Consider the following 23871-nt stretch of genomic DNA (forward strand, 5'->3'; position numbering starts at 1 on the left):
CAGAAGGGAAAGTAAGAGATTTACTTTCCCTTTTTTATTTTAAAAAAATCACTGATTGCTATCTCAAAAGGTGATTTAAAATCTGCTCATTCTAAGTTTTCAGTAGATTATTTTTGCAGGGCCCAACAAGGGAGATTATTGAAGTATGATTCATCTAAATAAAATAAAAAACCGCAACTTATACAGTTGCGGTTTTTATATTTTCTGAGGGCAATTAACTTTGGTATCCCAATAATTTTCTGATCTGGTAGAAAAACCTTTCGATCAGTCTCAGGTCCTGGGTCACAATTTCTGCATTGCCTCTGAGTTCCTTATCAAATGGGAGGGTTCTGTTATAGCTTGTTTTTAAACCTTTAGGGAGAGTTATATCTACATAGTAATTTCCTTTTTCATCAGGAATAAGGGAAATATTCTGTACTTTTCCTTCTACGATACCATATTCCTGGAAACGGTAGTTATCGAGTTTAATCAGTACTTTCTGGCCTGTAGCCACCTTTCCAGAGTTTACAGTAGGTACAGACATTCTGCCAACCAGTTTTTCTTTGTTGCTTGGAAGGATAGACAGAATAGGTTCTGCTGTTTTCACAAATTGATTTTCCCCGAAAAACTGTTGAAAACTCGCCATCCCATCAGTGGAAGAGACAACAAGGTAATTCTGCTCCCATTGCTTTAAAGATTTGCGGAGCTGTTCAAAAAGCTGTAATGTCTGAGAAGAATAGGTGATCTTGTCTTTTTCGGTATTAATAGCTGTTCCGCTTTTTGTTTTGTTCAGATTGGAAATCCCTTCATCCATCTGGGAGATAGAAATATTAAGGTTTTCAAGATTCTGCTGGGCCTGGAGGAATTTTATTTTCTCGTTTTCAAGTTCTATGGAAGCAATGACTCCCTGATTGAAGAGCTCCTGAGATCTTTGGTAGCTTTTTTTGATAATTCATACTTGGCCATTTCCAGGCTTTTCTGTTGCTTTAATGTGGCAATTCTTCCCCTGTATTCCGAGATACTCTGATTGGCTGCAATATTTTCCGGAGCATACGGCTGAAGCCTTGTGAAAAGCTCTTCATCCTGAAATGCTTTGGCGAAATTGTTGTAGTCGCCCTGAAGCTCACCCAGCTTAAATCTGGATGTCTGCGCAATCGGAAAAGAGCTGAGCTGATTGGGAGCAATAGAATCCATAAGCTTTTTCAGCTCCAATACATCCTTATAATTTGCCGTGGACTGCATCACCATCAGTACATCGTTCTTTTTAACCTGCTGATGGTCTTTTATAAAAATCTTCTCAATTTTAGAGCTTGTCCTGGCTTCTATTTTTTCAGGAGGATTTTGCGACGTTACAATAACAGGAGCGGAAACGAATTCCGGATATTTTATAATATAGCTCATTGCAAGGATAAGCAGCAGTATAATTAATATGACACTGTTTCCCCAGCGTATCATCCAATGAGGAGGCTGGGTAAGAATGTCCTGAACGCTTTCCGAACGGAGTTCAATATTGTCTAAGATGTCTTCTTTCATGTTTCTGAGATAAATTCTTCCGTATTTCAGGAAGATATTATTTAATTTCCTAATTCCAGCTGATTCTTCACCAGTCTGTAGTATTCCCCTTTTATAGCCACCAGTTCAGCATGGTTACCTTCCTCTACTACTTTTCCTTTATCAAGAACGATAATTTTGTCGGCATGTTTTACCGTTGATAATCTGTGGGCAATCACAATGGCTGTTTTACCTTTAAAAAACTGTTCGAGGTTTTCCATGATTACCTTTTCATTATTGGCATCCAAAGCAGAAGTAGCCTCGTCGAAAAAGATGAATTCCGGAGATTTGTAAACAGCTCTGGCAATAAATAACCTCTGTTTCTGGCCGCCGCTTACGCCTACGCCCTCGTTTCCGATCTTGGTATTATAACTTAATGGCAGGCTTTCGATAAAATCTTTGATATTGGCAATCTCTACAGCACGTCTCAATTTTTGTTTGTCAACATAATCTTCCCCTACTGCAATATTATTAGCGATCGTGTCATTGAATACATATCCCTCCTGCATCACCACTCCGCAATGATCTCTCCAGACCCTTGGCGAAATACTTTTCAATTGGGTATTTCCAAGTTTGATTTCTCCTGAATCGGGTTCGTAAAATTTCATCAGAAGCTTCAGAAGAGTAGTTTTTCCACTTCCGCTGGATCCTACGATGGCTGTGGTCTTCTGATATGGAATTGTAAGGCTTAGATCTTCAAATACCGGAACATCAGAACCGATATAACGGAATGATATATTGTTTACTTCAATGTCTTTCTGAGGAATTTCTCCTGCATACTGTTCATTTTTGTCTTCTTCATCCTCTTTATCATGGATCTCGCCCAATCTTTCCAAAGAGATTTTGGCATCCTGGGTTTGTTTGATAAATTCAATAAGCTGCAGCAAAGGACTGTTCAACTGACCGATGATATACTGTACGGATAGCATCATCCCCAGCGTAAGATTTCCGCTCAGAACCAATTTGGCAGAAAGGAAGCTTACCAGGATATCTTTCATTTGGTTGATAAAATTCCCCCAACGGACTGCCATTGTTCCAGGGAAAGAGATTTTATCCTGATTTTAAATAATTTTACCTGAAGGAATTCCCAGTCCCAACGCTTCTGTTTTTCTGCATTGTGCATTTTGATCTCCTGCATCCCATTGATCAGCTCAATTACTTTGCTCTGTTCCTGGGAAACCTGGGAGAATCTTTTATAATCCAATTCCTTTCTTTTATTAAGGAAAAAAGTGATCCATCCGATGTATAGAGCTGCTCCAACAAGATAAACAAGAAAAAGCCTGTAATCATAGAAGAGCAGAACGATACTGAAGATAATAAGGTTAACAAGAGAGAAAAGGGTATTTAAAGAGGAACTCGTCAGGAGCTGCTCAATTCTGTGGTGGTCATTGATCCTCTGCATGATATCTCCGGTCATTCTTGTATCAAAAAAGCTTATAGGAAGCTTCATCAGCTTGATAAAGAAATCTGAAATAATCGAAATATTGATCCGTGCAGAAAGATGCAGCAAAATCCAGCTCCGGATTACTTCAATGCCCATCCTTCCAAGAAACAGCATCACCTGGGCGAGAAGAACTAAATAAATGAAGTTCAGGTCCTGATTCTGTATCCCGACGTCTACAATACTTTGGGTAAGAAAAGGAAAAATAAGGGACAGTAAACTTCCTGCCAAAAGACCAACCGCCAGCTGTATGACCAGTGACTTGTATTTAAGGAGGTATTTCGAAAGGAAAGAAAAGCTTGCCTTGCTTTCTTCCGTATCAAACTCTGTTTGAAAAAATGCAGGTGTAGTTTCAAGGATAAGCGCAATCCCTTCTTCCGTATTTTCGTTGGCATTTTCCCCAATCCACAATTTGATGAATTCTTCGCGGGTGTACGTGATCAGTCCATAGCTTGGATCTGAAATATAGACTTTATTATTTTTATCAATCTTATAAACTACTACAAAGTGGTTTTTGTTCCAATGGACAATGCAGGGAAACGGAACTTCTTCTGCAAGGGTATTAAAATCGATCTGGACTCCAAGCGATCGGAATCCCAGGTTTTCTGATGCATCACTAAGCCCTAAAAGGCTGCTTCCTTCACGGGTAGTCTCAGAAAGGGTACGGATCTGCTGCAAAGAGATACTTCTGCCGTAATATTTACTTACTATTCTAAGGCAGGTAGGTCCGCAGTCTTTGGCGTCCGGCTGTTTATAAAAGGGAAATTTCTTCAAAATTTATCTCATTATAAAATGCCGTCATTGGATGACGACATTTTTCTTTATTCATTGTTATAACTTAATCATTAACTATAATAGCACTATTATTTGTTATTGCATTCATCAGAACATTTTTTTAAATTTTTCATAGTGTTATTAAGTTTTTATCTCTTACTCTTTTAAAGCTTTTCAGAAACCGCTTTTAATTTTGTCCTAAGATAGTGAATTTTTGAATTCTGGAGATTTCTTATTGAAAGTCCTCATCTTCCATCAATTCATCAATAAAGAACCAGATATCTTCACGATCGTACTTATCCGGGAACTGGTATCCGTTAAGAATAAAAATCGGGGTGAAGTTTAATCCTGAATTACTGTTGTCCTTAGTCATTTCAGCAAATGCAGTAAGATCTTCCGGGGCAGATGAACCTGAAAGGCTAACGATCTTGTTTTCATCTTTTGTTTCAAACCATTCCTCAATGGCCTTTAGGAATTCTTTCTGTGGTTTAGTCTGGTAGATGTGTTTAAAGGCTGAAAGTAATTTGGTATACTTCTCATCAGCCCTTTCTGAAGAATAATTAAAACGGATCTGTACGGAAATATCATCAGGATATTTTTCAAGAAGCCCTTCCATAATCTTATGACCGTCTTTACAGAATCCACAGTATGGATTGGAGACAATGGATAGACGAAACTTAGAGTTTTTATTTCCTAATGTAAAGGTTTCGGTGTCCTGGAACTCTATTTTCTCTTTTTCCAAAAGCTGACTTTTGAAAAGTTCATAATTTCTTTTAAACCTGAGATTTTTAGCATTCGACTTCTGAAGGCTTTCTTTTTGGGAAAGAATATTATTGAAATACAGGACGGCAGAGAAAACAAGAATCCACAGAACAGCGGTTAACAATAACACTCCTATACTGAACGGTGTACTTTGGAAAAACAGTATACTCAGTACCAATTGTCCCACAAGAATTGAAATAATCAAGAGGCAGACTCTGCAGAAAGCTTTTTCCACAAATGCCTGGATATATAATGAATAAGCAATTGCCAGTACGGAAACAAATGTAAATCCTTTTACAATATAAGCTGTTGCCGGAAGAAAAAGTCCCAATGCAGCAAGCCCTGTAAAATAAATCAGGGAAAAATCGGAAAATTTTAAACCTAAAATGCTGGTTTTATCCTGTTTGATGATCTTATCACATGAATTGGTGGTCTGCTTGGCTGAAGTATCTCCACAGATACTTCCAATAACTGTAGAAGTATTTCCGAATTTCTGATTGAAAATTTCAAGCGAAATATAAACGCCGGCAAGGGAGAGTACATTAAAAAGAGCTTCATATATAGTTTGCGTAAAAAAAGAATAACCAAGAATAATGGCGAAAATAACATAGAGAAGAGGCTTGAAATCAAAAACAGCCTTACTTTCTGCATTCTCGGTTTTTTCAAAAAGCAGTACAAAATCTGTCGATTTCTGATGAAGTTCTTCTTTATTAAGTGTTTTTGCCTTTTCAGAATAAACGGAATAGCCGGCTCCTGTTTTCTTTACTAAGGAAAAAGAATTATCTACGATCGCAATAAACTCTTCCGGCAGCTCATCCCAATATTCCTTGTCAAGTTCATAAGCATCATTTTTTACTCCCATAAAGTTAAGCGTATCGCTAAAAGCTAGTGCGGAAGGGTAATTTGGATGAGAATTGAACTGGAAAGAAAATTCCTGTTTATCAAGCTTTAGATAGTTAATTAATTTGTCGAAAATCATAGTAATATTTTTAACTAAAATACGCAGATGTTTTAAAAAAACAAGTTTTTTTCTATTGTCAGTGATATACCTTTGTTAAATACTTGATTTTCTGTAAATATGGTTGCCATTTTTGCTTTATTTGATGAAAAATCAAGCTGATTTCACAATAAAATCCGGTACAGAATTCCTGATGAAGTTGATAGGATAGGATAATTTTTTGTTGATTGAAATTAAAATAGTAAAATAACCGGGGCTATTTGTTGACCTTTATTTTTTCCCCCTTATCATTTCGGATCCGTTTAATTATCTACCGTTAATTTAAAAATAACTCTAATTTTCATGATTGAAAATAAAGGGTGAAATCACAATGCTTTATCATTAAACAATTGTTTAAATTTATAAACTTTTTATAGCTTAATCGATGTTTAAATGATGATTGATGATCTAATCGGCTGTTTCGTTGAAAATGTAATTTCCTTTAATAAACTCAAAAAAACATAAAAAATCATAAAGTTTTCTTAAAGTTTGAAAAAAGAAGGGAAATGTTTTTGTATTTATAAAATATGTTGTACTTTTACATCGCCTTGAATGAGGGAACAAGTCAAGGTAATAAATTTTTTTTCATCATTTGTGTTTTTAGAATCGTATCGCCTGATACGATTCTTTTTTTTGTTTACAGCTTTTCGTAGTTCAAAAGAAGATCAATAAAGTAGGAGTAAGTAACTGCACCTTCCTGCTGATTGCTTTTTAAAAAAGATTGTTGGTAAACCCAAAGAAATCATCCAGCCAGCCCTGATGTCTTAAAATAAAACTTCTTTCATACATGCGGTCTCTTTTCATGGCAGGAGAATATTGATTAAGAACTGATTTTACAAATTCAGGATCTTCTTCTACAATAAACCTTAAAAGGCTTTTTAACGTAAAATATTCAGTGCTATACTTCAGGTCGGCATTTTTAGAGTTCACACCAAGCAGATAACCTGCAAAATTGGCTTCCTGCTCTCTGGCAAAACCGAGCTGGTGAGAACTTTCGTGCGCAGACGTAAACGGAATAAAGGTATGGGGAAGCTTTGCATTGTACTGTGCTTCGGCTGTAAAAGGATTGTAATAGCCTAATATTCCTGTGAAATTCATCACACTTTTAAAAAGGCTGGGTTTAAAAGAATTAATCTGTAGAGCTTTTTTATCGGAAATGTATTTTGGAAGTTTTGCCTGCTGCTGTAAAATTTCTGTCTGAACAGAGGAAAGATCAGTGATGATGAATACACCATTCCTGTCTTCCTTTACAGTTTGCCGGGTCGCTTTACACTTTTCCAGATAACGTAATGCTAATGTTTTTGCTTTGCCAATTTCCGGTTCTTTCTGATCAGAGAGCTTCTTGATAATAGGCGTCTGGAAGTACAGCATACCCCAGAAAACCTGGTAAATGAAATAGAAGATATTAACGGCAGCCAGAAGCTTTAAGACGGCCCCATTCCTTCTTTTCTTTTTAAAGCATAAAACAATTTGGTATAAAATAAAAATACCCAAAAGAATATACATAAGATCCCCGAAAGAAAAAGGAATCCAGCTGAAAAGCATCTGATGGATTTTCTTCTGTAATTCAAAAAACTTTTCGAAAAAAGAAATCATAGCCCCTGACTTTGAGAAGCCATAAAACAAAAGAAATTGGGCAAGTAAAATACCTGCCCAAAATCTCTTCTTATATATTATTTTTGTATTATTAGTGACCACTGCCTTTAGAGATTTTATCCAGATCAATACCCTGAGATTTCAGAATCCCGGTTACGCGGACTGCATAGAATGCAAGATAAGCAAAACAAATTACTCCAACCATATAACTCATATGAATAGTTGTTAAGTCAGCTACATACCCTTGAATTAAACTCACAATACCTCCTCCCATAATCATCATAATCAATAATCCGGAACCCTGGTTGGTATGTTTTCCAAGTCCGTTAATGGCTAGTGCAAAAATACAAGGCCATAGGGTAGAGCAGAATAACCCTACACTAGTAAAGGCATAAACGGAAACCATTCCTGAAGTAAACATTCCTATTAACAGGGCAGCGATACCTGCTACAGAGAAGATCAGAAGCATTCTTGCCGGATTTCCCTGGCTCATGATATCACAAATAATCATGACAATGATAACAGCGCCGTAAACATAGAATGGAGAAAGGTCATGCTTGGCAATGGCATTCACTAATAAGAATACGCCAAACGCAAGATAAGGGGCAAGGAATCTCAAGATCTTTTTGAATCCAGCACTCAGGTCAAATGCTTCTACAGCACCAGTCCAACGGCCAATCATCAGTGAGGCCCAGTATAATGAAATATAAGGTGCTACATCTTTAGTTTCAAAGCCTAAGCTTTTTTCCATATAAGCAGGAAGATTACTGGCTGTAGAAACTTCCACGCCTACATATACGAAGATCGCAATCATCCCCATCACCAATTGCGGATACTGGAAAGCAGATGTTTTATGGTCTCCCGGAATAACATCATCCGTATTCTCTACATTGGTAGGAGTTATGGCAGGAAGGGAAGAGAATTTAAGCATTACGGCTACCAATACAAATGCAGCTCCCAGCATGAGATAAGGAACCTTTACACTTTCGATGCTTGCTTCCGTATTGGCTGCAGTAGCTGATCCGAAAATAGCAAATGATACAAGAAGCGGCCCGATGGTAGTTCCGAGGTTATTAATTCCTCCTGCCATGGTAAGCCTTTGGGATCCTGTTTCAGTTGGTCCTACTTCAATAGCCAGCGGGTTGGCAACAATCTGCTGTAAGGAAAATCCTAATCCTACAATGAACAGACCGGAAATCATTAACGGGAACGATGCCATATTCGCTGCCGGATAGAACAGTAAAGTTCCCGCCGCAGAAATAAGGAGCCCTAAAATAAGGCCGTTTTTATAGCCTATTTTATTAATAAGATCCTGTTTCAAACCTTTTGAGACGACCATATAAATTAAAGAACCCACAGTGTAAGCCACGTAGAAACAAATCTGTACGAGCATACTTTCGGTTTGGGATAATTTAAAGGCTTTTTGGAAAACTGGTATCAGAATATCATTACTTGCAGCAACAAATCCCCAGAAAAAAAACACAGTAACCAAGGGAATAAACTGTCCCCAATTGGTTTGTTTAGAATAATTTGACATGTTTGTTAAAAATTTCGCAAACAAATATAACTATTTCTTTTAAATGGAATGTTCCAGCAATGTTTTTTTATCTCTTTATAAGCTTCGGCTTTCAGATCTCTCGGAGAATCTGATGGTTCCATAATTCCGTTGAAATACACTTTTACTCTTCCAGGGTAGCCTTTTCCATTGTCAAAGGGGAATATTTCCTTCAATCCGATAAAAGTATACACTGCAATTGGAGAATGATGTTTCGAGGATAAAGTAAATGCTCCGTCTTTAAATTCATCAAGAATAACAGATGTATCGTCGGGAACACCGCCTTCAGGAAATATGGCAATGCTGTTTCCTTCTTCCATCTTTTCAGCACACCTTCTGTAGACATCTGCACGGCTTCTTGCACTGTTTCTGTCTACCATGACGCATATCCTTTTATATATAGTACCAAAGATCGGAATCTTTACAAGCTCTTTTTTGCCCACAAAACAGATCGGGTGGTGCGGCATCAGGATACAGGTAAGCATAATATCCATAATGGACGTATGATTCGAAATAAAAACATATGGTTTGGTCTTATCCTTTTTCTGGTCGGAAAGATTAATGAGATCATATCTCAGCCCCATGCCGTAGAACATTCCGAAACACCAGATACGGATAAACCTGTAAGCATATTTGTAATGCTTTTTGTTAAAGGATAAAATATAGACAGGAATTCCTAATGTGACTGTCAGGATAAATGCCAGTAGCAGCAGCCAGAATCTCCAGAGATAATTTAAAATTTTTGTCACCGCCTATCCGTTAAAAATTACTTTCTTCTTTACTGAATAATTAAGAATGGAAACCAGCAGGATTGCTGCAATCTTACTGATCATTTCCGGGCTTAAGGTATAAAAAATTAAATCAATATTATCCTTAAATATAAAGCTGTAAAAAATCTGGAAGAAGCCTAAGCTTAATAAAGTGGAAACAAAAGAGACTGCCATAAAATAGGCAAATTCTTTGCTCTTGGAATGTTTTCCCCTTTCGAATACAAACCAGATGCTCAGGAAATAATTGCTGATGATCCCGCAGCTTGTAGAGAAAATATTACTTAACGGATAATGGATGCCGTGAAAATTGGTTTCCCTGGCGAAAAAATGCGGAAGATAGGTGCTGAATGCCTTGAAGCTTCCAATCTCTACAATGGCACTTAGCCCACCGGCTATAATAAAAAATAAAACCTGTTTCTGGCGTATTAGTAATTCTCTCATTCAATAGATATGAAGTTGCAAATTTATAACTATATGTCAATAATGTAAGAATAAAAGATTATTTTAAAGTTAAATATTGGTTTAATTGATTGGATTTCAGTATTGTATTGCTTTGTTTGCCCGGTAATAGAGTAGTATGAAGCGAGAAATAATGTTCACAGTTTAATTACTTATCATTATTAATACCGAACAGGGAATTTCTTTTTTTATCATTTTAAAAATTCTAAAAACAGGAGCAATAGGGATGGGTGCAGGGATCTCAAAGTTTCCGCCGGATAATATTGTGATAAGCATATGTTAAACAATGAAAAAAGTTGTTAAATTATTTTTTTGAACCAAAATAATTTCTAAATTTATTATTCAGAATGATGTAATTATAACCTGATAATAAATTCATTTTCAACTTCTTGTGTTGATGGTTTTTTCTATCTTGTAATGCGCGGTATAACGCATACTACCTTAATTTTTACGACCCAAATTATAATAATATTTGTATGAAAAGTCAAAACAAATACAGAAAATTCCAGCTTCAGCAAAAAAATATTGAAGCTCTTGAGAGAGAAAATTCCCGCTTCAAAAGAGTGTATTCAGAATATGAAAATATGACAGACGAATTGTGGAATCTTGAGAATTCTACCAACGATCCCGTGCCTGATGATTTTATCAATGCAATCAAACTTCAGAGTTCTTATCTGGAAGATGAAATTGAAGATTGGCTGCTTAAGTTCAATCAAAAAGCTGATATAAAACATTAGAAGCTTCCGGTCTGTTTTTAAACGCTATTTAAAGATAAATTCATAATTTAGCACCCTTAAACTAAAATGTAATATATGGTTGCTATTGTTGATAGTGGGTCTACCAAATCAGATTGGGTGATACTTGATGATTTCAAAAAGAGTTTTTAAAAACAGAAACCATCGGCTTTAATCCCAATTTTATCAACCGCGAACTTATTGTTCCTGAAATAGAAAAGAACAGCAGCCTTATACTCGTTAAAAATTCCATCACGAAGATCTTTTTCTACGGTTCCGGATGCGGTGTGAAAAAAACTGCGAAACGATTGAAGAAGAGCTTAAAAAGATATTCACAAAAGCAGAAATTGTTGTGAGGGAAGATCTTATGGCCGCAGCATATGCTGCCTATAACGGAAAACCGGCTGTAGTATGCATTCTGGGAACAGGGTCAAATTCCTGCTATTTCGACGGTGAAAACCTTAAGATAGAATTACCATCCTTAGGTTTCCTTATGGGAGACGAAGGAAGCGGAAGTGCTATCGGAAAACAGCTGGTACGAAGATATTTTATGAAAAAACTCCCTGCGGATCTTCATACGGAATTCGAGCAGAACTATGGGCTTAAAATAGAGGAAGCCCTGAACAATATGTATCACAGCCCGAGACCTAATGCCTGGCTGGCAGATTTCAACAAATTTGTAATCGAAAGAAAGGAACATCCTTACTTTAAAAATATGGTATATGAAGAAATGAAAAACTTCTTCGAATACCAGGTGATTCCCTATGAAGAATCAAAAGAGGCCGAGATCAATTTCATCGGCTCTATTGCCTATTATTATGAACCTATTCTCCGCTCCGTTGCGGCAGAACTTCATTTAAATGTGGGCCATGTGGTCCGCAAACCCATCGAAAGTTTAGTAGACTACCATATTAAGTATATACTTTAATAAAAAACAAATTCTATGTCAAGCAAAAACAACCGCGACGAAAAGAACTTCAATCAGGCTGCGTTGGATTATCATAAAAATGAACCTAAAGGAAAAATTGAAGTTATTCCTTCAAAGCCACACTCTTCACAAAGAGATCTATCACTGGCCTATTCACCGGGGGTGGCGGTTCCTTGTATGGAGATCCATGATAAGCCCGAAACCGTATACGATTATACAGGAAAAGGTAACCTGGTAGCCGTAATTTCAAACGGAACGGCTGTATTGGGACTTGGTGACATTGGAGCGGAAGCTTCAAAGCCGGTAATGGAAGGGAAAGGTCTTTTATTCAAGATCTTTGCAGATATCAACGTTTTTGATATCGAGATTGATGAGAAAGATCCGGACAAATTTATTCAGATTGTAAAAGGAATTGCTCCTACATTCGGAGGAATCAACCTTGAAGATATTAAAGCCCCTGAAGCATTCTATATTGAGCAGAAACTTAAAGAAGAGCTTAATATTCCTTTGATGCATGATGACCAGCACGGAACAGCAATTATTTCCGCAGCTGCACTCATCAATGCTTTACAGATTGCCAATAAGAACATCGATGAGGTAAAAATAGTGGTGAATGGTGCCGGAGCGGCAGCTATTGCCTGTACCAACCTCTATATTTCTTTAGGGCTGAAAAGAGAAAATGTTTTAATGTGCGACAGCAAAGGAGTTATCAATCACAAAGAGAAAACCTGACGCCTGAAAAACTGGATTTCATCGCCAATACTGATATCGAAACATTGGAAGATGCCGTAAAAGGTTCTGATGTGTTCATCGGTTTGTCAAAAGGAAACGTGATGACACCGGAAATGCTTTTCAGCATGAACGAGAACCCTATTGTTTTCGCTTTGGCGAACCCTGATCCTGAAATTGCTTACGACCTTGCCCTTGAAACCCGTAAGGACGTGATCATGGCAACCGGAAGAAGTGATTATCCTAACCAGGTGAACAATGTATTGGGATTCCCTTACATTTTCCGTGGTGCTTTGGATGTTCAGGCAACAGGAATCAATGAAGAAATGAAGCTGGCGGCTGTACACGCTATTGCAGATCTTGCGAAAGAGCCTGTGCCTGAAGCGGTAATTCTTGCTTACAATGTTCAGAACTTACAGTTTGGAAGAGAATATTTCATTCCGAAACCATTTGATAACAGGCTGATTACAAAAGTTTCCAGTGCTGTGGCAAAAGCAGCTATCGAAAGCGGTATCGCAGGAAAAACCATCGAAGACTTCGAAGAATACGAAAACCAGCTGCTGGACAGAATGGGAAGAGACGAGAAGCTGGTAAGAATGATGCAGAGCCGTGCAAAATCCAATCCAAAAAGAATCACTTTAGGAAATGCCGAAGAATACAACGTATTGAAAGCAGCTCAGATTCTTTATGAAGAAGGAATTGCCTTCCCCGAGCCTTTTAGGAGATAAACAATACATCAAAGAGCAGATGGAGCGTTTCGGAATCAATCTGGATATTCCAATCATTGATCCAAGCGACGACGATCAGAAAGAAAACAGGAAAAAATACAGGGAAACCCTTTGGAAACTTCGTCAGAGAAAAGGAATGAACGAGTACAAAGCAAAGAGATATGTACGCCAGAGAGATTATTTCGGTCCTTTGATGCTGAGACATGGAGATACAGATGGATTGATCGTAGGTTTTTCTAAAAACTATACCTCAGTGCTTCGTCCCGTTTTAGAAGTGATCGAAAAAGATAAAGGAGTAGATAAAGTAGCGGCTATGATGATGATCCTGTCCGAAAAGAAACCTATTTTCTTTGCAGATACCTCCATCAATCAGAATCCTACGGCAGAAGATCTTGTGAATATTGCGAAAATGGCAGAAATCACTGTGAAATCTTTCGCCATAGAACCTAGAATTGCCATGCTTGGCTTCGAAAACTTTGCGGCTATCTCCGATACTTCCAAGAAAGTAGCCAAAGCAGTAAGCATCCTTCACGAGAAATACCCTAAAATGGTGGTTGATGGTGAAATCCAGCCGGATTTTGCCATGAATGCAGACCATTTGAGCGATTATCCTTTCTCTAAATTAGGAACAACCCCTGCCAATACTTTCGTTTTCCCTAACCTTGAAAGTGCCAACCTTTCTTACAAAATCATCAGAGGAATGAAAGTAGCTCAGGTAATTGGACCAATTTTAATGGGATTAAAGCAGCCGGTACACGTTTTACAGATGCGTTCCAGTGTGGATGAAATTGTAAACCTTGCAACTGTTGCCGTTCTTGATGCCCAGAGAAGAGAAAAGAAAGCTTCCGAGAAATAATAAAGCTGCCAAACTCATGGCAATTTTAAATATAAAACAGCAAAAGACTCCATATTTTGGAGTCTTTTGTTTTTTGGATTAAATCATTGAATGTACAATCAAAATTTAAGTTAAAACTCATTCGCTCATGAAATGAAAATATTAATTAGTTTAAATTGCTATATTTGGGAGTTTTAAAAATTAATAATGATATTTTCCTTAAAAGGCAGCGTTCAAGAACTTACACCCACTTACGCAGTAATCGACGTACAAGGAGTTGGTTACTATGTAGGTATCAGTTTAATGACCTCCCAGGCACTGGCCCTGAATAAACCGGCATTCCTCTTTACTCAGCAGATCATACGGGAAGATGCCCATCTTCTCTTTGGATTTAACACTCGTTCAGAAAAAGAAATGTTCAATCTGTTAATAAGCGTTAACGGAGTTGGAGCTGTTTCTGCCCTTATACTTCTTTCCACTTTAAGCCTTGAAGAGATCGCTTCGGCCATCCTCTCAAGAAACAGCGCGCTCATCCAGAAAGCTAAGGGAATTGGTGCCAAAACTGCAGAAAGAATCATCGTGGATTTGAAGGATAAAGTCCAAAAATTCAGCGTTGCAGAAGAAAATATTTCTTCTTTTGTGGATAATAAAGTGAAGGAAGAATCGTTATCTGCATTAGAAGTTTTAGGGATTCCGAAACGTATGAGTGAGAAGATCGCGGACAGAATGATGAAACAGAATCCGGAGATCTCCGTGGAAGAATTGGTAAAACAAATTTTAAAAAACATTTAACATTTGGTGGCGAATAATAAGCATCTGAAAATATTTTTGTTCCTGTCGTTCCTGTGCATGTCAGTAAGTGCCTTTGCACAGGTGCGTGATACTGCGATCATAAAGAAAGATTATCAACTGGCCGATCCCACGAGGTACGAAGCCTATTACGATATAAAAACAGGAATGTATTATGTATATCCTAAAATTGGAAATACATTCACAGGACCTCCTACAGCGATGTCTCCCGAAGAGTATAAAGAATTTATGCTCGCAACGCAGTCAAAAGCTTACTACAAAGAAAAATCCGATAAATACAGTCTCCTTTACAGAAGAGACAGAACTGATGCCCGCAAGAAAGGGCTCATTCCGTCTTTAACGATCAACAACAGGCTGTTTGAAACTATTTTCGGGAGCAATAAAATAGAGATCATCCCGTCAGGATATGCCTCTTTAGACTTTGCCGGGCTATACCAGAAAATAGATAACCCACTGATTCTACCTCAGAACAGAACCAGTTTTACCTTTGATATAGACCAGAGGATACAGTTGGGATTGTTAGGTAAAGTAGGAGAAAACCTCCAGCTGAAAGCTAACTACGACACCCAAAGCGGTTTTGCATTCGAAAACAGAATGAACCTCGTATGGCAGGCAAAAGGAAGCTGGAAAGACCTTCAGACCAAAGGCCTTGGTGAAGTAGACAAGCCGAGTGCCGGAGGAGAAGATAAAATTATCAAAAGAGTAGAATTCGGTAACGTTAATATGCCGCTTTCTACCAGCCTTATCCGTGGTTCACAGTCGTTATTCGGGGTAAAATCAGAATTCCAGCTTGGAAAAACTTATGGGACAGTAGTTCTTTCCCAACAACAGGGAGAGGCCAGAAATATTGTAGTACAGGGCGGTGGTGTCATGAATAACTTCAAGGTTAACGCGATTGACTACGAAGACAACCAGCACTTCTTCCTGGGCCATTACTTCCTGGATCGTTACGACAATGCATTGGCCAATTATCCGCAGATCAATTCCACGGTCAATATCACAAGACTGGAAGTATGGGTACTTGACCAGGGAAACAGCAATCTTGCTTACCAGAAAAGTATCATCGGGATCAGGGATCTGGGAGAAGGAGCATCAGGACTTCCGGACAACTCACAGAACGGATTGTACCAGTCGGTTAATGCTGCCGTAGGAACAAGAGAGGCAGGGAAAAATTATGCAACTACTTTTCAGGGGCAGATGTTCCCGGGAAGTACACAGCCCTACGATAACGGAGAACAGTTTATTTTTAATACAAAAGCAAGAAGGCTGAATGCAAACGAATATACATTGCAGCCTCAGTTAGGATATATCTCATTAAACCAGAAGCTGAACGAGAATCAGCTTTTAGCTGTTTCATATTCCTTCACGGATGGAACCAATAAAGTCTATAAAGTAGGGGAATTCTCCGAAGAAAGCCCGGTATTGGTAACCAAAGTTCTTAGGGTAAACAATAAAGTGAATACAGAATCTCCTATGTGGGACCTGATGATGAAAAACATCTATTCGCTGGATGCAGGACAGGTAGCACAGGACGGATTCATCCTGAATGTTTTCTACCGGGATCCGAAAACAGGCGGTAAGGTTAACTACCTTCCGGGGACCAGTGTTCAGGATAAAAACTTACTTAAATTGCTTAACTGGGACCGTCTTAATGTGAACGGTGATATACAGGCCAGCGGTGGAGTACTGGGAGACGGTATTTTTGACTTTGTTAACGGAATTACCATCAGACCGGAAACAGGAAAAATTATCTTTACCAAAGTACAGCCTTTCGGAAGCTTCATGCAGGGGCAGGTCGGGAATGATCCGCAGTTTGTCTTTACCGATCTCTATAAACAGCAGAAACAGGTAGCATCTTCCAGCAATCTTGCGCAGAGATATACCATAGAAGGACGGTATAAAGGAACACAGGGACAGGGGATTTCCCTTGGTGCTGTAAACGTTCCTCAGGGATCTGTAAAAGTTTCTGCAAATGGTGTTCAGCTGACAGAAGGAGTAGACTATACCGTAGATTATATGCTGGGAACGGTAACCATCATCAACGAAAATGTTAAACAATCCGGACAGGCCATTAATATCTCACTGGAAAACCAGCTTACATTTAATACCCAGAGAAAAAGATTCTTAGGATTAAACCTGGAAAGAAGATTCAGTGAAAACTTCATATTAGGAGGAACCGTTGTCAATTATTCCGAATCTCCGCTTACCCAGAAAGTAAATTATGGGCAGGAAGCTGTTAATAATACAATGGCAGGAATCAATATGATGTATAACAATCAGGTTCCTTTCCTTACGAGGCTGACGGATAAAATCCCATTGATCAACACTGAAGCCCCATCCAACCTTAACTTCAAAATGGAAGCCGCCTACCTGCTTCCGGGACTGAATAAAGGAACGAATGACCAATCCTATGTAGACGATTTCGAACAAACCACCTCTAAAATATCTTTAAAAGAACCGGCAGCATGGAGCTTAGCTTCAAGACCGGAGAAAAACCTTGCCCCTCCGTTTAACGGCGCACCAAGTGACGATGCCCTGACAAGCGGCTACGGAAGAGGACTTTTATCATGGTACAACATTGACCCGAGATTCTGGGGAGTAGGAGGTAGAGCACCGGCGGGAATTACTGCACAGTCTGTTTCCAATCACGCATCCAGAAGAGTTCAGTATTCCGAAATTTATAACAACAGAGATTTTGTTGCGGGTGAACAGACCTTCACCAATACTTTAGATATTTCATATTATCCTCAGGAAAAAGGTCCTTATAACGTTAATCCTGGTTCTGAAACAGCAGCTTCCAGATGGGCGGGGATCATGAGACCGATCAGTGTTTCCAATTTCGTTAACTCGAATATAGAATATGTTGAATTCTGGATGATGGATCCTTATGCAGATGGTGGTGTGTTAGGAAACAATGCCCGACTTTTACTTCAATTAGGAAACGTTTCCGAAGATATCCTGAAAGATGGCAAAATGCAGTATGAAAACGGTCTTCCGACACCGGGAGCTCCATCTACCACCACTACATCAAATTGGGGAGTACAGCCGAAACAGCCGCCAATCCTTTACGCGTTTTCAAGTGAAGGCGATGATAGAAGATCTCAGGATCTGGGTTATGACGGTTTAAGTTCTGATCAGGAAGCCATGAGATTTGGAAATACATTTGTAAACCCGGTTACCAATCTGGTAGACCCTGCAGTGGATGACTTTGTATTCTTCATGTCAGATAAATTTACCGGAGATCAGGCTGCATCTCTTGTTCAGAGATATAAATATTTCAGAAACCCGGAAGGAAACTCACAGGCCAATTCATTGGAAGTAGCTTCCCAGACTCCGGATGCGGAAGATATCAACAAAGATTATAACCTTGACCAGACCGAAAGCTATAATGAATACGTTGTAAAATTAGATAAGCCAAGTCTTAATTTAGGACAAAACAATATCGTAGATGTAAAAACAGTAAAAGCTACCTTCCAGAACGGACAGTCTTCCGATGTGAAATGGTACCTGTTCAGAATTCCAGTTTCTAAATATGCTGAAAACGATGCGGAAGGAGAAAGAAGTGCGTCTGTACTTAATAACGTAAGATTTGCGAGATTAATGCTTGCCGGTTTTGAGAATACTTCTACTTTGAGATTCGGTACCATGGACCTTGTAAGATCAGACTGGAGAAGATATCCTAATCAGATTTTCAGCCCTACAGTAACTTCTCAGCAGGAAGGAGTAGGAATAGTGCAAAATAATAACTTCGAAGTAGGAAGTGTGAATATTGAAGAAAATGCATTAAACCAGCCCCCTTATGTACTTCCTCCGGGAATCGACAGACAGGTATTGAGTGGAAATGCAGGAGCACAGAGACAGAATGAAGCTTCACTTTATATGAAGGTTGATAATCTTGCAGGAGAAGCAAGAGGGGTATTCAAAAACACCACTCTGGATATGAGAAGATATAAAAAGCTTAAACTTTTTGTACATGCTCAGGATCCTACTGACAGATACCAGGGTATCGATTCCGAATCTAAATTCTTTATCCGTTTCGGAAGTGATGCTACAGACAACTATTATGAGTACGAATCTCAGATGATGCTTACTCCTAGAACGGCAACGACACCTTTAGAAATATGGCCACTTGAAAACAATGTCGATTTTGAAATCCAGAACTTTGTAGATGCCAAAATCAGGAGAGATAAAAACTCATCCAATATTGTGGACAGAGTTATGGATCCTAACTTTGGAGATGAGTCAAAAAGGATTTATATCAAAGGTCGTCCAAGTTTAGGGAATATCACGACTATTATGATCGGGGTAAGAAATACAAGCCGTTCAAACTCCGTTACCAGGATTCTATGGGTAAACGAAATCCGTCTTTCCGAAATTGAAAATGATGGAGGATATGCAGGGAATGCAAGCTTGAACTTTAACCTTGGAGACTTTGCCACTGTTAATACAAATGCATCTTATACTTCCGTAGGTTTTGGTAATATAGATTCCAAACCGGCAGAAAGAAATCAGTCTACCCAATCAGCATTCAGTATCAATACCGCTGTCAACGTAGATAAATTCCTTCCTGAAAAAAGCGGAATGAAAATTCCTTTAAACTATTCCTATTCGCAAACCATAGAGGATCCGAAATACAACCCTCTTGATACCGACGTGGAATTCAGCAAGGCAGCGAACAAAGAACAGCTTAAGAAAGTAGCCAGAACATATACACAGCAAAGAAGTATAGGGGTAGTGAATATGCATAAAGAAAGGGTAAATCCAAATAAAAAACCTAGATTTTATGATATTGAGAACGTTTCTGTAACTGCAGTGTATAACGATGATTATTACAGGGATATTTATACTTCTAAGAACTACAGACAGTATCTGAGAGGATATGTTGATTATAATTACACCTTCAAGCCATGGGTAATTAAGCCATTCAACAAAATGATCAGTGATACGGCAAAATCCACAAAATATCTGAGATGGATTAAAGAATTCAATATCAACCCTATTCCGACAAGATTATCTTTCAGAACGGAAATAGACAGAAATTACAATGAACTTGAGTTCAGAAATGTGGAAGCAATTCTTAGTGGAAATACCGGTGAAAGTTTTGCTCCTATCAGAAACAGAAACTTCTATTTCGGATGGCAGTATGGCTTAGGATTTAAATTTACCAAATCATTAAACCTGGAGATTAATTCTGCTACAAGAACCCTTAACGATAATGTAGACGTAAACGGAATGAATGACAAATCCATCTTTGGAAATGTGTTCAGAGCAGGTAGACCGGTATTGTATAACCACAGGGTACAGCTTAATTACCAGCTGCCGTTCAAATATCTTCCGTATTTGGATTTCATTGAGGCAGAGCTTGGATATGGGCTTACCTATAACTGGAATGCTAGATCTACAGCACTTCTTTCGAGTCCTGAGGGAAGCCTAGGTTCCGTAGGCCAGAATACAAATGTGATTCAGGCTACGGCTACTGCAGATATTCCTAAGTTCTTCGGACAGTTTAAATACTTCAAGAATATCTCTGCAAAATTGCAGAAGCGTAAACAGGAGATCGATTCATTGAACAACATCTATACACAGCAATGGGAGAAGAAAAGATACAGGTATAAAGGTTATAAGTTCAAAAATAAACTGACATTATTGCAGAGTGCAGCTTTTGCATTGACATCGTTCAAGCAGTTAAATATTAATTATACTGAAAATAACGGAACGGTACTTCCAGGGCTGCTTTCAGCACCTAATATGTACGGCTATGGTCAGACATTGGGCGGACCTACCATCGGATTCCTTTTAGGATCTCAGGCCGATATCAGAAGAACGGTGCTCGAAAATGGCTGGGTAAGTGATTCCCCTTATATGACAGATCCATATGTGAAGATGTCGATAAGAGAATTAAGGGCCAATTTACAGATCGTTCCGATTAATGATTTCAGGATTGATCTTAGCGCATTGCATAATTATAACAGAAACTTCTCACAATCCGGATTTAATAATAGGAATAACCTGGGAACGGCCAATCACGATTATACATTTGCCAATGATCAGGTAACGTATTCCAATTCGGTCGTGCTTCTTAAAACTTCATTTAAAGAAACCCAGGCTGTTTACCAGGCAATCAGACAAAATGCCATGATACTTTCCCAGCAGATGGGAATAGGGGAAGTACTGAACGATGACGGTTTTGCAGACCACTACAGTATTGCCAATGCTTATGTATTGATTCCTGCATTCAGGGCGGCAGTGGAAGGAAAATCTGTTAAACAGATCGGAAATGCCAAAAAAGCGGGACTTCCTATTCCAAACTGGAAAATTACCTATTCAGGTTTAAGAAATATTCCGATCATTAACGGTCAGTTTGCTAAGTTTGATATTCAGCACGGATATACAGCTACCTATACGGCAACCGGTATCCAGTCAAGTATTGATTACTTTAACAGGATTTCAGGAGGAAATGCATTTGATGTTAATAATGATTACATCAATCCGTTTACCTTCTCGCAGGTTGGTTATGTAGAATCATTCTCACCGCTTATCGGTATAGATGTTACCATGAGAAACAACATGCAGTTTGGACTTCAGTATAACAGAAACAGAATGCTGATGTTAGGATTGGTAAACCACACCCTTACTGAAGATGCCAACACCGAATATGTAGTGAGACTTGGGTATATTGTTAAGAACTTCAGATTAGGAATGGCCAATACAAGAGGTTCGAGAGGAAAAGGAAGTGACCTTAACATTAGAGGAGATATCTCGTTAAGAGACAGTAAAACGTCCATCATGAATATCCTGTTAAATGATTCACAGATTACAGGTGGTCAGAAGCTGATGAATATAAAGCTTTCTGCAGACTACAACGTATCTGAAAATCTGAACCTGAGAGTATTCTATGAGCAGATGACTTCCAAATACAAAATATCAACGGCATTCCCGCTGTCTACCATTAGAGCTGGTCTGTCCGCGACATTTACATTTGGAGATTCAGGCGGTGGTTTCTAAGAAAAAATTAATACATAATTGCTAAAATAAAAATCCCTTTCTTTAAAAGAAGGGGATTTTAGTTTTAATTCACGTTTTTTGGAATACTTTGGTTTATATGGTATCTTTATCGCAAAAAATTGAATGAAAAAAATTACTCTATCCTTTTTTAGTTTAATATCAATAATGTCTGTAGCACAGAGTTTGTCTCCTACAGTATCAATTTCAACGGCTGGTTCAGCTGATAGCTTTAAAGGAGGCTATACTTTTGCTTATGCCACTTCCGGAACACCTTGGAATGGTTCACTAATAAGTTTTGGAGGTTTTGCAAACCAGTACGATACGCAAATTAGTGCCGCTTATAATGGAAATAATATATCCTTTAGAACCAGAAATGGGGATTTTAATGTTTGGAACTCTTGGAACGAGCTGGCAACCAAAGGTGCAAATGACTTTACAGGTAAACAAACAATAATTGGTAACGTGGGTATAGGAACACTAACCCCATCTGAAAAGCTAACCGTTTCTGGAAATCATGAAAATTCTACAATTCTACTACATTCATCAGGTGATGGAGGAAACAGTTCTGCTAATTTGTCGTTTTGGGCTTCAGAGCCACAAGAAACATACACAGGTGTAGGAATTGGAAACAATATAAGAAACTATTTTAATGGTCAAATATTTCCTCGTATTAACACAAATGTAGGAGGTTCTTATATGCGATTATTGGAGAATCAGATTAATTTTAATTTAGTATCTAATACGGACGAGAGGAAACTCATAGCTACTTTAACTAGAGACAAATTTGAAGTCAGCGGTCAGCTCTCTTCTCTGGCAAATTCAAATGAAGGAGGTGTGCTTATTTTAGAAAACTCTACAAAAACATCCTCCAATATTGCCAGAAAGTGGGCTATATATAATATGACGGGAGGCTATGGTAATTCTCTACAATTTTGGAATTATTCAAATGATGGAACAATGTATGGTTCAAGATTAAAACTTTCTGACGATGGTAATATGGCTTTATATGGAAAATTTGAAGCAAAAGAAGTGAAAGTGACATTAACCCCAACTGCTGATTTTGTTTTTGATGAAAATTATAAGCTGCCAAAATTAGATGAGGTAGAAAAACACATTAAAGAAAAAAAGCACCTTCCTGAAATTGCATCGGCAGCACAGATGGAGAAAGAAGGAGTCAATATCGGAGAATTTCAGATTAAACTTCTCCAGAAAATTGAGGAACTTACATTATATACCATTGAGCAAAATAAGCAGCTTAAAAAGCTTCAGGAAAATAATGACAAGTTAGCACAAGAAATTAAAGAATTAAAAGCTACAACAAAGTAATAAGATAGTAGGCTTAATTCCTGGTTCACGAACGTTTTTTTCTTTTCCATCCAAAATTTGATCAAGATATTCATTACCTCTTTGAACCTTTTATTATTTTGAATACATTTGTACAAAATAAAATTTAAAATGAATACACCATCAGAATTAAAGTACACTAAAGATCACGAATGGATCAAGGTTGAAGGTAATGTTGCTACCATCGGTATTACAGACTTCGCACAGGGAGAACTTGGCGATATCGTATATGTAGATGTAGATACCGTAGACGATGATCTTGAAGGAGGAGCAGTTTTCGGAAGTGTAGAAGCAGTGAAAACGGTTTCAGATTTATTCTTACCTGTTGCTGGAAAAGTTATTGAGTTTAATTCCGAGTTGGAAGATCAGCCTGAGCTTTTAAATACAGATCCTTATGGAAACGGATGGATCATTAAATTAGAGCTTGCTGATGGTGCAGATCACTCAGAACTACTTACTGCAGAAGAATACCAGGCTATCATTGGATAATATTTCAAAAATATTTAGTAAGATTTTGCCCATTTATTGGGCATTTCTTACTTATATGCTTCTCAAGCCCGGTGAAGAAAACCATGAATATTGGTTTATGTTCAATGGTATCGACAAGGTTTTGCATGTGAGCATATTTGCAATGCTGGGCTTTTCCTTCATTGCCACCTTTCCCAAAATCAAATTTTCATATTTTTTCCAGATCATACTTATATATGCCTTCCTTACCGAAATTCTACAGGAAGAAATGGGCTTAGGAAGATCAATGGAAACTTTAGATATCGTGGCAGATATTATAGGGTGCCTACTTGGATATTCTACATATAAAGCACTCATCAAACGATTTTTTTAGCCAAAAAGATCTTACCATCCTTATATACTATAA

The 23871-nt window shown here is 38.1% G+C and carries 14 protein-coding genes and 2 pseudogenes; 8 read left to right on the forward strand and 8 right to left on the reverse strand.

Annotated elements, in window-relative coordinates; all coding sequences use genetic code 11:
• Window positions 1–214 precede the first annotated feature (214 nt).
• The 8 genes and pseudogenes from N4G44_RS05505 to N4G44_RS05540 all read right to left on the reverse strand — a co-directional run bounded on the left by N4G44_RS05505 (window position 215) and on the right by N4G44_RS05540 (window position 9866).
• Window positions 215–793, reverse strand: a complete 579-nt coding sequence (locus N4G44_RS05505; protein WP_474924990.1) for a hypothetical protein — start codon at window positions 791–793, stop codon at window positions 215–217.
• A gap of 74 nt (window positions 794–867) precedes the next feature.
• A complete protein-coding gene (locus N4G44_RS05510) occupies window positions 868–1512 on the reverse strand; it encodes a hypothetical protein (RefSeq protein ID WP_474924991.1) in 645 nt (214 codons plus the stop codon).
• A gap of 41 nt (window positions 1513–1553) precedes the next feature.
• Window positions 1554–3745, reverse strand: a pseudogene (locus tag N4G44_RS05515) (peptidase domain-containing ABC transporter).
• A gap of 232 nt (window positions 3746–3977) precedes the next feature.
• The gene (locus N4G44_RS05520) at window positions 3978–5486 is read right to left on the reverse strand and encodes a vitamin K epoxide reductase family protein (protein WP_474924992.1); all 1509 of its coding nucleotides are present in this window, start codon (window positions 5484–5486) and stop codon (window positions 3978–3980) included.
• 729 nt (window positions 5487–6215) lie between these two features.
• Window positions 6216–7049: a DUF3810 domain-containing protein gene (locus tag N4G44_RS05525; RefSeq protein WP_474924993.1), complete on the reverse strand. Its 834-nt coding sequence runs from the start codon at window positions 7047–7049 to the stop codon at window positions 6216–6218.
• Window positions 7050–7191: 142 nt separating this feature from the next.
• Window positions 7192–8637 (reverse strand): MFS transporter, encoded by a 1446-nt coding sequence (locus N4G44_RS05530; RefSeq protein ID WP_474924994.1) that lies wholly within the window; start codon window positions 8635–8637, stop codon window positions 7192–7194.
• A 5-nt stretch (window positions 8638–8642) separates the two neighbouring features.
• Entirely contained in the window at window positions 8643–9404 is a 762-nt protein-coding gene (locus N4G44_RS05535) for a lysophospholipid acyltransferase family protein (protein ID WP_474924995.1), read from the reverse strand.
• Between the two features lie 3 nt (window positions 9405–9407).
• Window positions 9408–9866 carry a GtrA family protein gene (locus tag N4G44_RS05540; RefSeq protein ID WP_474924996.1) on the reverse strand — a complete coding sequence of 153 codons (459 nt, stop codon included), beginning with the start codon at window positions 9864–9866 and terminating at the stop codon, window positions 9408–9410.
• Between the two features lie 494 nt (window positions 9867–10360).
• Here N4G44_RS05540 and N4G44_RS05545 point away from each other — a divergent pair, with 494 nt between their 5' ends.
• The 8 genes and pseudogenes from N4G44_RS05545 to N4G44_RS05580 all read left to right on the forward strand — a co-directional run bounded on the left by N4G44_RS05545 (window position 10361) and on the right by N4G44_RS05580 (window position 23838).
• On the forward strand, window positions 10361–10621 hold the full coding sequence (locus N4G44_RS05545) for a hypothetical protein (protein ID WP_474924997.1): 261 nt from the start codon (window positions 10361–10363) through the stop codon (window positions 10619–10621).
• Window positions 10622–10898: 277 nt separating this feature from the next.
• A complete protein-coding gene (locus N4G44_RS05550; protein WP_474924999.1) occupies window positions 10899–11546 on the forward strand; it encodes an ATPase in 648 nt (215 codons plus the stop codon).
• A gap of 15 nt (window positions 11547–11561) precedes the next feature.
• Window positions 11562–13859 (forward strand): annotated as a pseudogene (locus tag N4G44_RS05555) (NADP-dependent malic enzyme).
• A gap of 186 nt (window positions 13860–14045) precedes the next feature.
• Window positions 14046–14630, forward strand: coding sequence for a Holliday junction branch migration protein RuvA (gene ruvA / locus N4G44_RS05560; protein ID WP_260540422.1), 585 nt, complete (start codon window positions 14046–14048; stop codon window positions 14628–14630).
• Window positions 14631–14687: 57 nt separating this feature from the next.
• Complete coding sequence (sov, locus tag N4G44_RS05565; protein WP_474925060.1) at window positions 14688–21653, forward strand: T9SS outer membrane translocon Sov/SprA; 6966 nt, start codon at window positions 14688–14690, stop codon at window positions 21651–21653.
• Between the two features lie 123 nt (window positions 21654–21776).
• Window positions 21777–22979: a hypothetical protein gene (locus tag N4G44_RS05570; protein WP_474925001.1), complete on the forward strand. Its 1203-nt coding sequence runs from the start codon at window positions 21777–21779 to the stop codon at window positions 22977–22979.
• A 129-nt stretch (window positions 22980–23108) separates the two neighbouring features.
• Window positions 23109–23486 (forward strand): glycine cleavage system protein GcvH, encoded by a 378-nt coding sequence (gene gcvH, locus N4G44_RS05575; RefSeq protein ID WP_040993778.1) that lies wholly within the window; start codon window positions 23109–23111, stop codon window positions 23484–23486.
• A gap of 25 nt (window positions 23487–23511) precedes the next feature.
• Window positions 23512–23838, forward strand: coding sequence for a VanZ family protein (locus tag N4G44_RS05580; protein WP_474925002.1), 327 nt, complete (start codon window positions 23512–23514; stop codon window positions 23836–23838).
• Window positions 23839–23871 lie beyond the last annotated feature (33 nt).

Source organism: Chryseobacterium sp. GTID13 (genome assembly GCF_056172655.1).

Coding starts and splice junctions, on each gene's coding strand:
- N4G44_RS05505 (WP_474924990.1), bottom strand. CDS start 793: ATGGATGAAGGGATTTCCAATCTGAACAAAACAAAAAGCGGAACAGCT.
- N4G44_RS05510 (WP_474924991.1), bottom strand. CDS start 1,512: ATGAAAGAAGACATCTTAGACAATATTGAACTCCGTTCGGAAAGCGTT.
- N4G44_RS05520 (WP_474924992.1), bottom strand. CDS start 5,486: ATGATTTTCGACAAATTAATTAACTATCTAAAGCTTGATAAACAGGAA.
- N4G44_RS05525 (WP_474924993.1), bottom strand. CDS start 7,049: ATGCTTTTCAGCTGGATTCCTTTTTCTTTCGGGGATCTTATGTATATT.
- N4G44_RS05530 (WP_474924994.1), bottom strand. CDS start 8,637: ATGTCAAATTATTCTAAACAAACCAATTGGGGACAGTTTATTCCCTTG.
- N4G44_RS05540 (WP_474924996.1), bottom strand. CDS start 9,866: ATGAGAGAATTACTAATACGCCAGAAACAGGTTTTATTTTTTATTATA.
- N4G44_RS05545 (WP_474924997.1), top strand. CDS start 10,361: ATGAAAAGTCAAAACAAATACAGAAAATTCCAGCTTCAGCAAAAAAAT.
- N4G44_RS05550 (WP_474924999.1), top strand. CDS start 10,899: ATGCGGTGTGAAAAAAACTGCGAAACGATTGAAGAAGAGCTTAAAAAG.
- ruvA (WP_260540422.1), top strand. CDS start 14,046: ATGATATTTTCCTTAAAAGGCAGCGTTCAAGAACTTACACCCACTTAC.
- sov (WP_474925060.1), top strand. CDS start 14,688: ATGTCAGTAAGTGCCTTTGCACAGGTGCGTGATACTGCGATCATAAAG.
- N4G44_RS05570 (WP_474925001.1), top strand. CDS start 21,777: ATGAAAAAAATTACTCTATCCTTTTTTAGTTTAATATCAATAATGTCT.
- gcvH (WP_040993778.1), top strand. CDS start 23,109: ATGAATACACCATCAGAATTAAAGTACACTAAAGATCACGAATGGATC.